Here is an 11,845-nt window from a genome sequence, read left to right as displayed (position 1 = left end):
GGATCGTCGTACCGCGCCCCGGCAACTCCGCACCCCGCGCTTCACTCGTCCGCGTGAAGAACCGGCCCGGCAGGCACGACTGCCGGGCCGGTTCGTTGGCGGGGGTGTGAGCGAGAAGAATCGTCAGGGAAAGCTGTCCGCGCGGGACCGCATCGCGGCCGACCGCCGACGCGAGGAGGCCCGCGAGAAGCGGCGCAAGAGCCTCGTGATGGGCGCCGTCGTCCTCGGGGTCCTCGTCGTCGTGGGGGGTGTCGGGGCCGCCGTCACGATGGGCAAGAAGGGCAGTACGGACGCGGCGGGGCCCGTCGTCGCGCCCAAGGGCGCGACGGGCGAGGACGGCCTCGCCATCCCGCTCGGCGAGAAGTCGGCCCCCTCCGTCCTCACCGTCTGGGAGGACTTCCGCTGCCCGGCCTGCGCCCAGTTCGAGAACGGCTTCCGGTCCACGATCCACGAGCTGACCGGCTCGGGGAAGCTCCGCGTCGAGTACCACCTCGCCACCCTCATCGACGGCAACATGGGCGGCAGCGGCTCGGCGACCGCGGCCAACGCGGCGCTGTGCGCGCAGGACGAGGGCAAGTTCCCCGCGTACCACGACGTCCTCTACGCCAACCAGCCCGCCGAGACGAGCGACCCCTACGCCGAGCCGGACAAGCTCATCGCCCTCGCCAAGAAGGTCAAGGGTCTCGACACGCCCGCCTTCCGCACCTGCGTCACCGAGAGGACCCACCGTGCCTGGGTCGCCAAGTCCCACGAGAAATTCCAGCAGGGCGATTTCCGCGGCACCCCCGCGGTCATCCTCGACGGCAAAGACGTCTTCAAGGACCCGAAGCCTGCCTTCACCCCGGAACGCCTGAAGGAGCTGGTGGAGGAGAAGGCGAAGAACTGAGCCACGCGCTCGGGAACGCCGCATCCGGCCCCCCGGAACGCCTCCCGGCCGAAGGAGGGAGTTCGGCGACACGGCCGCAGGCCGCACGGGCCCGCCCCACCGAAGGGCGACGTTACGGAGACGTTGCCAACACTCGGGCCCGCCCCGCTCCCGCCCCGCGATAGCGTGGACCGCGTCATGGACCTTGCCTACATCCCCAGCCCGTCGCGCGGAGTGCTGTACCTCGGCTCCATCCCGCTGCGCGGATACGCGTTCTGCATCATCATCGGCGTCTTCGTCGCCGTGCTCATCGGCAACCGGCGCTGGATCGCGCGCGGCGGCCGGGCGGGCACGGTGGCGGACATCTCCGTCTGGGCCGTGCCCTTCGGGCTCGTCGGCGGACGGCTGTACCACGTCATCACCGACTACGAGCTGTACTTCACCGAGGGCAAGGACTGGGTCAACGCCTTCAAGATCTGGGAGGGCGGCCTCGGCATCTGGGGCGCCATCGCCTTCGGTGCCCTCGGCGCCTGGATCGGCTGCCGCCGACGCGGTATCCCGCTCCCGGCCTGGGCGGACACGGTCGCCCCCGGCATCGCCTTCGCCCAGGCGATCGGCCGCTGGGGCAACTGGTTCAACCAGGAGCTGTACGGCAAGCCGACCGACCTGCCCTGGGCCGTGAAGATCACCAGCGACAGCGGCGGCCGCATCCCCGGCACGTACCACCCGACGTTTCTCTACGAGTTCCTGTGGTGCATCGGGGTCGGCCTCCTCGTGCTCTGGGCCGACCGCCGCTTCCGCCTCGGCCACGGGCGCGCCTTCGCGCTCTACGTCGCCGCGTACTGCGCGGGCCGCGGCTGGATCGAGTACATGCGGGTCGACAGCGCGCACCACATCCTCGGGGTCCGCCTCAACGTGTGGACGGCGATCATCGTCTTCATCGCCGCCGTCACCTACTTCGTGCTCTCCGCCCGGCTCCGCCCGGGCCGCGAGGTCATCGTCGACAAGGGCGGCGACGGGGACGAAGGGGACGGCGGGAACACGGCGACCTCGGAGCCGCGGGACGCCGAAAAGCCCGAGGCCGCGAAGGACACCGAGGACGCGAAGGGCACCGAAGACGCGAAGGGCGCTGAGGCCGCGAAGGGCGCTGAGGACGTCGAGGGCGCCCAGGGCAGCGGGGCGAAGACGGCCGGGGCCGGGGACGAGGCGGACGACACCGTCCCCGAGAACGCCGAGCCCTCCGGGTCCACCGCCTCGCTCAAGAAGAGCTGACCCCGGGCGCCACCGCCCCAGGCACGGCCCTTGGGCCACGGGCCACGACACTCCGCGGGGCGGGACGGATCACCTCCGTCCCGCCCCGTTCCGTACCGCACCGGGGGCCGGGGACCAGGCCCCCGGCCCTCACCTCACCCCACCCCGAGCCGCTCAGCGAGCGCCTTGGTGCGGCGCGCCACCGCGACGACCGCCGCGTCCACCAGGCGGCCGTCGGGAAGCGCGAGCGCGCCGCCGTTCCCGGCCGCCGCACGCAGCACCTCCTCCGCCGCCTCGACCTCGGCGCCACCGGGGCGCCAGGCGTGCTCGATGACCGAGAGCTGACGCGGGTGGATCGCCGCGCGGCCGAAGAAACCGAGGTCCCTGCCGTGCCGGCAGGAGGCCGCGAAACCCTCCTCGTCCCGTACGTCCGGGTACACCGACTGCGCGGGCGGCGCGAGCCCCGCCGCGCCCGCGGCGAGCACCACACGCCCGCGCGCGTGATCGAGCCCCGCGTCCCCGCGCGCCCCGAGCGCCGCCCGCAGGTCCGCCTCACCGAGCGCCACGCCCCGTACCGCCGGGTGCGCCGTCGCCACCTCGAAGGCGCGCTCGACCCCCAGCGGGTCCTCCAGGATCGGGTACAGCTCGGGGATCGGTGACCCGCCGCAGGCGACAGCGGCGCGCCGTACGTCCTCCGCGCCCCGCGACTTCGGCAGCCGCAGGCCCGACAGGTGCGGCAGCCCGACGAGCGCCGCCACGTCGTGGGCGCCCCAGGGACCGTCCAGGTGGTTGACCCGCACGTGCACGGGGACGGGGACAGGGGCCGAGAGCAGTTCGACGACGGCGGCCCGCGCGTGCTCCTTCCCGTCGGGCGCGACCGCGTCCTCCAGGTCCACGATCACCACGTCGGCCCCGGCCGACAGGGCCTTCTCGACCCGCGCGGGACGGTCGCCCGGCACGTACAGCCAGGTCAGCGGCGTGGTGGCCAGGCTGTTCTCCCTCGCCTCGTTCGTCATACCGCACCCGCCGCCCGCAGCCGCGCGATGTCCTCCGTGCCGAAACCGGCCTCGCCGAGCACCGCGTCCGTGTCCGCGCCGTGCGGTCTGCCCGTCCAGCGGATGTGCCCCGGTGTCTCCGAGAGCCGGAAGAGAACGTTCTGCATCCGCAGGGGCCCCAGCTCCGGGTCGTCGAACACGGGCAGCGAGCCGAGCGCCCCGTACTGCGGATCGGCCATGACGTCGGCGACGTCCTGCACCGGCGCGATCGCCGCCTGCGCCTCCTCGAAGGCGTCCACGACCTCCTTGCGCTCGCGCGCGGCGATCCAGGAGCCCACCGCCTCGTCGAGCACGTCCGCGTGCGCCGCGCGCCCCGCGCCGCTCCCGAACCACTCCTCGTCGATCAGCTCGGGGCGTCCCACGAGCCGCATGACCCGCTCGGCGACCGACTGCGCCGAGGTCGAGACAGCGACCCAGCGGCCGTCGGCCGTCCGGTACGTGTTGCGCGGGGCGTTGTTCGTCGAGCGGTTGCCCGTGCGCGGCTGGACGTAGCCGAGCTGGTCGTACCAGAGCGGCTGCGGGCCGAGCACGGTGAGGATCGGCTCGATGATCGCGAGGTCGACGACCTGGCCGCGCCCCGTGCGCTCCCGCCCGGCGAGCGCCGTCATGACCGCGTACGCCGTCGCGAGCGCGGCGATCGAGTCGGCGAGCCCGAACGGCGGCAGCACCGGCGGCCCGTCCGGTTCCCCCGTGATCGCCGCGAACCCGCTCATCGCCTCCGCGAGCGTCCCGAACCCGGGGCGCTTCGCGTACGGCCCGAACTGCCCGAAGCCCGTCACGCGCGCGAGCACGAGCCGCGGGTTGACCTCGCTCAGCTCCCGCCAGCCGAGGCCCCAGCGCTCCAGCGTCCCCGGCCGGAAGTTCTCGATCACGACATCCGCTTCGGCGACGAGCCGGAGCAGCACCTCGCGCCCCTCGGGCCTGGACAGGTCCGCCGTCGCGTTCCGCTTCCCGCGCCCGAGCAGCTTCCACCACAGCCCCACACCGTCCTTGCCGGGACCGTGCCCGCGCGAGGGATCGGGGCGCGTGGGGTGCTCGATCTTGACGACGTCCGCGCCGAAGTCCGCGAGCATCGTCGCGGCGAGCGGCCCGGCGAAGAGCGTCGCGAGATCGAGCACGCGGGTGCCGTGCAGGGGCCCCGGCTCCTCGGGCGCCTCGGGTCTGTCGGGCTCGTACGGGCTCGGGGCGGGGCCCGCCTCGTACGGACCGTCGGCGGCGCTCACGCCACCACCCCCGCGCTCGCGTCGATCTCGGCCCGGTCGGGCATCGAGGGCGCCGCGCCCGCTCGCTGCACCGAGAGCGCCGCCGCCGTGCCCGCCCACGCGAGCGCGTCCGGCATCGCGCGGCCCTCGCCGAGCGCGACAGCGAGGGCCCCGACGAAGGTGTCCCCTGCCGCCGTCGTGTCCACCGGGTCCACATCGGGCGCGGGCACGAGGAGCTGGGCCGCGCCCCGCGCCGCGTACAGGCAGCCGCGCGCGCCGAGCGTCACGACCACCTCGGGCACGCGGTCGAGCAGGACGCGCGCGGCCTCGGCGGGGTCGCCGCTCCCGGTCAACGCGGCGGCCTCGTGCTCGTTGGGGACGAGCAGGTCGGTCGCGGCGAGGAGACCGGGTGGCAGGGTCTGCGCGGGCGCGGGCGTGAGGACCGTGCGCACGCCGTGGCGGCGCGCGGCCTCGGCGCCCGCGAGGACCGTGCCGAGCGGGATCTCCAGTTGCAGGAGCAACGTGTCGGCGGCCGCGATGAGGTGCTCGTCGCCGGGCACGAGCCCGGTCAGGCTCGCGTTCGCGCCGGGGACGACGACGATCGCGTTGCCCCCGGCGTCGTCCACGACGATGTGCGCGGTGCCGCTCGGGCCGGGGACGAGCCGGAGCAGTTCGGTGTCGACCCCCGCGTCGGCGAGTTCCTGCCGCAGCCGGGTGCCGAAGGCGTCCTCGCCGACGGCACCGATCATCGCGACGGTGCCGCCCGCGCGCGCGGCGGCGACGGCCTGGTTGGCGCCCTTGCCGCCGGGATGGGTGCGGAAGCTGCGCCCGGTGACGGTCTCGCCGCGCTCGGGGGCGCGGGCGACGTGGGCGACGAGATCCATGTTCGTGCTGCCGAGGACCACGATGTGGCTCATGGCGTGGGGCTCCTGGTGGCGGTCGGGGGCGGCGCCTCGCCGTCCGTGGCGGCCACGTCCCGTACGAGGACGCGCTCCCCGGCGGCGGGGCGGCGGGCTGTCGTGTCGTCGGCGGCCTCGGGGGCGAGGGCGAGTTCCGTCGTGAGCCGGGCGAGCGTGTCGTAGTCCGCGCCGGTCTCGCCGGGACCGTTCCAGCTTCCCGTGACCGCTGTCCTCCATCGGTTCCCCAGCGGAGCGGTCCACACCCCGGGGACCCCGTGGAGCACTCCTGCGACGGACCCGGCCGTCGCTCCGTTCGAATCCGTGTCCCAGCCGCCCGACACGGTACGGGTCACCGCGGCCGTGAAGAAGTCCTCCTCCGCGCCCGCTTCGACCGCGAGCGCCGCGTGCGTGAGCGCGGCGGTGAGCAGCGCGGTGTTCGGGACGACATGGACCCAGTGCGTGCCCCGGTGGGCGGCGTGCAGCGCGTCCACGACGGTGTCGAAGTCCGCGTGGGCACGGGCGAGGGCGAGCGCCTCGCGGACGGCGCGGGCGAGGCGGGAGCCGGGCGGCACGACGCGCAGCCCGGTCGCGAGGCAGTGGTGGACGGCCCGCGCGCCCGCGAAGCCGCCGGGCCGTGCCGTCCCGCCGCCCCCTGCCGTCCCCGTCGCCTCGGCGAGCACGGCCGCGGCGAACATCGCCCCGTACACGCCGTTCCTGGTATGGCTGAGCACCGCGTCCCGCCACGCCTGTGCCGCCGCGCCCGCCGGGTCGCCCGGGTGCGTCCAGCCGTGCACGTCGGCCCTGATCAGGGCGCCGATCCACTCCCGGAAGGGGTTGCGGTGCCGGGCGGTCTCCGGGGGCTCCAGGCCGCGCAGGAGGTTCGCGTATGCGACCCGCTCGGCCGTGAAGAGCTTCCCCGCAGGCAACTGCTCCAGCCACAGCGCCGCGAGGTCCGCCGTCGTGAAGCCCCGCCCGTGCCGCAGCAGCAGCTCAAGGGTGAGGACGGGGTGGTCGAGATCATCGTCCTCGGGCGCCCCCGCGATGTTCTCGGCGAGGCAACTGCCCGCGCTGCGCCGGTTCCACGGGTACGCGGCGAGCAGGTCGGCCGGTACCCCGTGGGCCGTGAACCACGTCCGCAGCGGCCAGTTCCCCGCGGCGCGCGCGAGCGCCCTGATCCCGTCGAGCGGCAGCTTCTCGACCGGCTTGCCGAGCACGCACCCGGCCGCGCGCCCGCGCCAGGCGGCTTCGAGCCGCTTCTCCAGGGCCACGGGATCGCCGTCGTACACGCGCGCCCCCGGCCACTCGGGACACGCGGCGACGATCTCGCCCAGCTCCGTCGGCTCCGCGCGGTCCGCCGCCTCGGGCACCTCCGCGATCCTGGCCATCAACTCCTCGGCGAGCGCACGCAGTTCCCTCGGTACGGGGACGGGGGACGCCCCGGCCCGTACGGGAGCGGCGGTGCCGCCCGCCGCGTACCAGCGCGCCGCGATCCCGGCGACCTCGCGCCCCTCCTCGCCCGCCTGCCGCAGCTCGTGCCCGATCAGGTCCTCGGGCTGCACCCACGTGAGGCGCAGTCCCGCGCCCGTACGCGCTCCGCCCGCGTCCGTGCCGCTCACGCGCGTTCCCCCGCTTCCAGTGCCGCGAAGGCCGCCTCGTGCGCCCGTCGCCTTGCCAGGTCCCTGCCGTGGATCTCCCGTGCCACCGCCGTGAGTTCGGCCGCGGGGCCGTCGACGTCGAGGCGGCTCGCGCGGCACACCTCCTCGGCCCACTCCGCGGGGATCGCGGCGCTCCCGCCGAGCGCTCCCGCGAGCGCCCCGCCCATCGTCGCGATCGAGTCGCAGTCCCTGCCGTAGTTGACCGCGCCGAGCAGCGTGTCCCTGCCCCGCCCCCCGCACACGAGCAACATGCCGAGCGCGATGGGAAGTTCCTCGATCGCGTGCAGCCGCGAGGGCCTGCGCGCGCCGAGCGAGGGCGCCCTGTACTCCTCGCCCACCGTGTCGTACGGCGCGATCGCCGCGCGCAAACCGCCCTGCGCCGCCTCCGGTTCGCTGTACCGCTCCGCGACCGCGCACACCGCCTCGATCGCCGCGCGCGTCCCGTCCTTCGCGAGCCGCAGACACGTCTCCACGACGTCCCCGGGGCCCGCCCCTGGACGGCACGCCGCGGCGACGCCCGCCGCGAAGACCGCGGCCGCCTCGCGCCCGTACGAGGACTGGTGCGCGCCGGCGATCTCGGCGGCCTCCGCGTAAGCCCCTTCCGGGTCACCGGCGTTGACGAGCCCGACCGGCGCCATGTACATCGCGGCGCCGCAGTTCACGACGTTCCCCACGCCCGCCTCGCGCGGATCGGCGTGCGCGTAGTGCAGGCGCGTCACGAGCCACTTCTCGGCGAGGAACACCCGTTGCAGCGGCAGTGCCTCGGCCTCCAGCTCCGGAATCCACCGGGGATTGCCGATGAGGTCGGGCACGAGGTGCGCGGCGATCGCGTGCGCGTCCAGGTGGTCGCGGACCGTGCCGTAGACACGGATCAGCGCGTGCGTCATGAGGGTGTCGTCGGTGACGTGTCCGTCGCCCTTGTGGTACGGGGCCAAGGGGCGTGCCGTACGCCACTGTTCCCCCGCCCACGGGCCGACGATCCCCGTCACCCTGCCCCCGTGCCGCGCCACGATCTGCTCCGGGCTGTACCCCTCGACGGGCCCGCCGAGCGCGTCGCCCACGGCGGCGCCGAGCAGCGCGCCGCGGATGCGGTCGGCGAGTCCTGGCCCCGGTGCGGGGACGCCGCGGGCAGGGGGAAGCGGTGAGACTGCCGTCATGAGGGGGTGCCGTCCTTTCCCGCGCCCGCGGGGGGCGCGGTGGTCGTGTCGGGGAGGGGGCCGGGTACGAGCGCGTCGAGGCGCGCGGCGAGCGCGAGCAGGTCGGTGCCGGCGAGCCGGGGCACGGCGCAGCCGCTGAGCCACCGGCAGGCCGCGCGCCAGGGCGCGGGCACGACGGAGCCGAGCGCCCCGGTGAGGGCCCCGGTGAGCGCGGGCGCCGAGTCGGCGACGCGGGCCAGGCAGGCGGCGGCGGGGAGCGCGGCATCGGCGCGGCCGCGCGCGGCGAGCGTCAGCGCGAGGGCGACGGGCACGGTCTCCGCGGCCGCGACGCCGTAGCTGTAGACGTGGTCGACGATCTCGTGTTCGAGGACCGGCACGAGGGCGAAGGCGGAACCGTCCTCCCGCACGGCCGTGCGGGCGTACCCGAGCGCCTCGCGCGCCGCCCGCCCGATCGCCGTCCCCGCGGGCAGTTCGTCGAGCGCGGCCCCGACCGCCTCCTCCGCGTCCGCGCCGCCGAGCCCCGCGGCGACGGCCGCGGCGACGGCCCGCGCGCCGAGCACCCCGTCCCCGTCCTGCGTGTAGCGCGCGTCGAACTCGGCGAGCGTCGCTGCGGCCCGGGGCGCGCCGGCGTGGAGCGTCGCGAGGACGGCGGCGCGGACGCAGGCCGCGTCGTCGAAGTAGTGCGGATTGTCGTGCCCGCAGGCGGGAGGGGGGAGCCCCGCGGCGAGGTTCGCGAGCGAGGCGCGCACCGAGATGCGGGCCCGGAAGGCGGGGGGCGGCTCGGCGTGCGGGTCCCCGGGCGGGTCGGGGTCGGGTGCGGGTGCGGGGTGGGGTCCCTGCGCGGCGTGCGGCGCGGTGAGCTGCGCGGCGAGCGCCGTCCAGTGCCGGTCGAGCGCCTCCCGTACCCCGCGCTCGTCCGGCGGCACCGCGTCGAGCAGCGCGTACGCCGTCAGCGCCGCCCACTCCGCGTCGTCCGAAGGCCCGAGCCGCAGCGGCCCGGGGGCCTGGTTGAGCGCGACGGGCACCGGGAGCGTCGTCACGCCGCCCTGCTCGGCGAAGAGGTCCAGTTCGCGCGCCAGGCGCCGCGTCCACGCGGGCATCCCGTACGCGCGGTGCCGCCCGGCCGGCCACCCCGCCGCGTCCCCCGCGGCGAGCCCGAGCAGCACGCGGGCGGCGGGGGAGCGGGGAGCGGCGTCGGGCGCGGGCGTGCGGGCGGGGGCGTGGGGAACGACGGTGGGGGACTCTGCGGGGGCGCTCATGGCGTGGCTCCGGAGGAGGAGGGGAGGGCGGCGGGGCGGGGCGTACGGCGGGCCGCCACGAGCTGGTCGGCGAGGTCGAGTACGTGGCGGCCCGCCATCGCGGGGAGGCAGGAGCCGCGTGCGGGTCCGATGCGGTGGGCCCACTCCGGCGGGATCGCGTCGACGCCGCCCGCCGCCCCGGCGAGGGCGCCCGCGATCGCCGCGGTCGTATCGGCGTCGCGGCCCATGTTCACGGCGGCGAGCACCGCGGCGCGGAACGCGCCGCCCGCGAGCGCGTACGCGCCGAGCGCGAGCCCCACCGCCTCGGGCGCGAGGTCCGTCCACGGGTACGCGCGCACCACGACGGCTGCGCGCAGCGCCCGTTCCCCCTCGCGCGCGGCGACGAGGGCGCGGGCCAGCGAGCGGTACGTCCACGAATCGGCCGGTACGGAGCCGAGTGCCGCCTGCGTCACCTCGCCCGGCCCCGCGCCCGTCATCGCCACGGCGACAGCGGCGGCGACGGCCTGGCCGCCGTACACGCCCTCGCCCTCGTGGCTCACCGCGCCGTCCACGGCGACGAGCCGCGCCGCCTCGGCAGGATCGCCCGCCGCATAGACGCCGAACGGCGCGGCGCGCATCGCGAGGCCGTCGCTCCACGGGTGCCTGTGCTGCGCGCTCGCCGGGGCGCCGAGCCCGCGCCGCAGGTTCTCCACGGTGCCGCGCTCGCTGAACCCGGCGCCGCGGAAGGCCCCCGCGTCGATGTCGGTGAGCCACTCGCGCCAGGCCGCCTCCGCGTGCGCCACGGTGAGCCCGGCCCCGTACCGGACGAGCAGCAGGCCGGAGAACAGGGCGTACTCGGTGTCGTCGGTGCCCGCGGGCCGCTCCGCCACGTATCCCGTGATCCGGCCCCAGCGGCGCCTGATCTCGCTCGGCTTGAGGTTCTCGGCGGGTGCCCCGAGCGCGTCCCCGACCGCGAGCCCGAGCAGCGCGCCGCGCGCCCGCGAGGCCACGCGGTCCCGTGCCGTGCTCACCGTCGTGGCCATCGGGTGCCTCCTCGGACGATCTGCGGCGGGACCTCGCGTTCCGCTCCCCGTCCGCTGATCCTGCGTCATCCCCCGCGCTGTTCGGCCGACGTTCGAGGCGAAGGAGGGACGGCCGTGGGAGAGAACCACTCTTTCGGCGGTCGCGGGAGCGGGGGGCGACAGGAGGCAGGCGCACGGTCCGCGCGTGTGCGCCCGCCGTGCGCCGGGGGCCGCGTACGAGAGGCGTTCCGCGGCTCCGCCCGCCCCCGGTAAGTACGGCCTTCCTTGCTGGCAGCGGACATTTTTCGCGCGTATTTTCGAGCGTCCCGCTCCACTCGTACGCACTGTGAAGGACGGCCCCGGGCATGACCGCGCTCGACACCGCCACGACCACCCCGCCGCACCCCGAACCCACCCCCGCGACCTCGGTCCCGGCCCCCGCCGCCGGGGACTCCGCGCCCGCCTCGCCCGTCCCCGTCCCCCCGCACCCCCACCACCGCGACGTCAACGGCGGGTGGCTGCGGCCCGCCGTGTTCGGGGCGATGGACGGGCTCGTGTCGAACCTCGCGCTCATGAGCGGGGTGGCGGGCGGGGCCGTCGCGCCGCACACCGTCGTGCTGACCGGGCTCGCCGGGCTCGCCGCCGGGGCGTTCTCGATGGCGGCGGGGGAGTACACCTCGGTCGCCTCGCAGCGCGAACTCGTCCTCGCCGAGCTGGAGGTCGAGCGGCGCGAGCTGCGGCGCAACCCGGAGGAGGAGCTGGCGGAGCTGGCCGCCGTCTACGAGGCGCGCGGCGTCGAGCCGCGCCTCGCCGCCGAGGTGGCCCGCCAGCTCTCCGCCGACCCCGAGCAGGCCCTGGAGGTGCACGCGCGCGAGGAGCTGGGCGTCGACCCCGGCGACCTGCCCTCGCCGCTCGTGGCCGCCGGGTCCTCCTTCGTCTCCTTCGCGCTCGGCGCGCTCCTCCCCGTCCTGCCGTACCTCCTCGGCGCGAGCGCGCTGTGGCCCGCCGTGGCGCTCGCGCTGCTCGGGCTCTTCGGCTGCGGCGCCGTCGTGGCCAGGGTGACGGCGCGCAGCTGGTGGTACGGGGGACTGCGTCAGCTCGCCCTGGGCGGGGCCGCGGCCGGTGTGACGTACCTCCTGGGCAATCTCTTCGGGGCCGCTCTAGGATGAGGCGACTGAGCGCCTATACGGAACTTTGCATAAGTAGTCGTTACTTGGCGGTTTCAGTCACGCGACGGCAGGGCATGAGCCGTACGCGCCACGGGCAGCGTCGCCCGTTCCACGGCCTGCCGGGCACGACCCCCGCCCCCGGCCAGGCCCCCCGCCCGGTTCCGCCGGGCTTTTCAGGCCCCCGATCGCCCCGCTCGACCAGCACCCTGATCGGTGCCGCCACCAGACCGCCGCAGGCGGCCGGACCCACCCCCGTGGGCCGGTCGCCCTACGTGTCTCAGCACGACCCCAGAAGTACCGAAGGCGTACCGTCACCACCCCGCCGAGCTGCG

The 11,845-nt window shown here is 76.0% G+C and carries 10 protein-coding genes; 3 read left to right on the top strand and 7 right to left on the bottom strand.

Annotated features, from left to right (window positions below; genetic code table 11):
• The first annotated feature begins 106 nt into the window (after nt 1-106).
• Nucleotides 107-886 carry a DsbA family protein gene (locus ACQYWQ_RS06140; protein WP_431032871.1) on the top strand — a complete coding sequence of 260 codons (780 nt, stop codon included), beginning with the start codon at nt 107-109 and terminating at the stop codon, nt 884-886.
• A gap of 177 nt (nt 887-1,063) precedes the next feature.
• Nucleotides 1,064-2,137 carry a prolipoprotein diacylglyceryl transferase gene (lgt, locus tag ACQYWQ_RS06135; RefSeq protein WP_431032870.1) on the top strand — a complete coding sequence of 358 codons (1,074 nt, stop codon included), beginning with the start codon at nt 1,064-1,066 and terminating at the stop codon, nt 2,135-2,137.
• 134 nt (nt 2,138-2,271) lie between these two features.
• On the opposite strand, the gene ACQYWQ_RS06130 is transcribed toward lgt, so the two are convergent.
• The 7 genes from ACQYWQ_RS06130 to ACQYWQ_RS06100 all read right to left on the bottom strand — a co-directional run bounded on the left by ACQYWQ_RS06130 (nt 2,272) and on the right by ACQYWQ_RS06100 (nt 10,365).
• A complete protein-coding gene (locus ACQYWQ_RS06130) occupies nt 2,272-3,132 on the bottom strand; it encodes an HpcH/HpaI aldolase/citrate lyase family protein (protein ID WP_431032869.1) in 861 nt (286 codons plus the stop codon).
• Nucleotides 3,129-4,304, bottom strand: coding sequence for a CaiB/BaiF CoA transferase family protein (locus tag ACQYWQ_RS06125; protein ID WP_431039077.1), 1,176 nt, complete (start codon nt 4,302-4,304; stop codon nt 3,129-3,131). The genes ACQYWQ_RS06130 and ACQYWQ_RS06125 overlap by 4 nt, the downstream gene beginning before the upstream one ends.
• A gap of 86 nt (nt 4,305-4,390) precedes the next feature.
• Nucleotides 4,391-5,290 (bottom strand): ribokinase, encoded by a 900-nt coding sequence (gene rbsK, locus ACQYWQ_RS06120; RefSeq protein ID WP_431032868.1) that lies wholly within the window; start codon nt 5,288-5,290, stop codon nt 4,391-4,393.
• A complete protein-coding gene (locus tag ACQYWQ_RS06115; protein ID WP_431032867.1) occupies nt 5,287-6,888 on the bottom strand; it encodes an ADP-ribosylglycohydrolase family protein in 1,602 nt (533 codons plus the stop codon). Before ACQYWQ_RS06115 ends, rbsK begins: the two co-directional genes overlap by 4 nt.
• Entirely contained in the window at nt 6,885-8,084 is a 1,200-nt protein-coding gene (locus ACQYWQ_RS06110) for an ADP-ribosylglycohydrolase family protein (protein ID WP_431032866.1), read from the bottom strand. Before ACQYWQ_RS06110 ends, ACQYWQ_RS06115 begins: the two co-directional genes overlap by 4 nt.
• On the bottom strand, nt 8,081-9,343 hold the full coding sequence (locus ACQYWQ_RS06105; protein WP_431032865.1) for an ADP-ribosylglycohydrolase family protein: 1,263 nt from the start codon (nt 9,341-9,343) through the stop codon (nt 8,081-8,083). Before ACQYWQ_RS06105 ends, ACQYWQ_RS06110 begins: the two co-directional genes overlap by 4 nt.
• Nucleotides 9,340-10,365, bottom strand: coding sequence for an ADP-ribosylglycohydrolase family protein (locus ACQYWQ_RS06100; protein WP_431032864.1), 1,026 nt, complete (start codon nt 10,363-10,365; stop codon nt 9,340-9,342). The genes ACQYWQ_RS06105 and ACQYWQ_RS06100 overlap by 4 nt, the downstream gene beginning before the upstream one ends.
• Nucleotides 10,366-10,709: 344 nt before the next feature.
• Here ACQYWQ_RS06100 and ACQYWQ_RS06095 point away from each other — a divergent pair, with 344 nt between their 5' ends.
• Nucleotides 10,710-11,513, top strand: a complete 804-nt coding sequence (locus tag ACQYWQ_RS06095; RefSeq protein WP_431032863.1) for a VIT1/CCC1 transporter family protein — start codon at nt 10,710-10,712, stop codon at nt 11,511-11,513.
• Nucleotides 11,514-11,845: the final 332 nt, after the last annotated feature.

Source organism: Streptomyces sp. P6-2-1 (assembly GCF_050613165.1).
In the GTDB taxonomy this organism is placed as follows: Bacteria; Actinomycetota; Actinomycetes; order Streptomycetales; family Streptomycetaceae; genus Streptomyces.
Note: the sequence above shows the minus strand (reverse complement) of the source record. Positions and strands in the feature narration are given on the sequence as shown.

Bases quoted from the DNA above. Each gene is read 5' to 3' on its own strand.
- ACQYWQ_RS06105 (WP_431032865.1), bottom strand. From the start codon at position 9,343: ATGAGCGCCCCCGCAGAGTCCCCCACCGTCGTTCCCCACGCCCCCGCC.
- ACQYWQ_RS06095 (WP_431032863.1), top strand. From the start codon at position 10,710: ATGACCGCGCTCGACACCGCCACGACCACCCCGCCGCACCCCGAACCC.
- ACQYWQ_RS06130 (WP_431032869.1), bottom strand. From the start codon at position 3,132: ATGACGAACGAGGCGAGGGAGAACAGCCTGGCCACCACGCCGCTGACC.
- ACQYWQ_RS06110 (WP_431032866.1), bottom strand. From the start codon at position 8,084: ATGACGGCAGTCTCACCGCTTCCCCCTGCCCGCGGCGTCCCCGCACCG.
- ACQYWQ_RS06100 (WP_431032864.1), bottom strand. From the start codon at position 10,365: ATGGCCACGACGGTGAGCACGGCACGGGACCGCGTGGCCTCGCGGGCG.
- lgt (WP_431032870.1), top strand. From the start codon at position 1,064: ATGGACCTTGCCTACATCCCCAGCCCGTCGCGCGGAGTGCTGTACCTC.
- rbsK (WP_431032868.1), bottom strand. From the start codon at position 5,290: ATGAGCCACATCGTGGTCCTCGGCAGCACGAACATGGATCTCGTCGCC.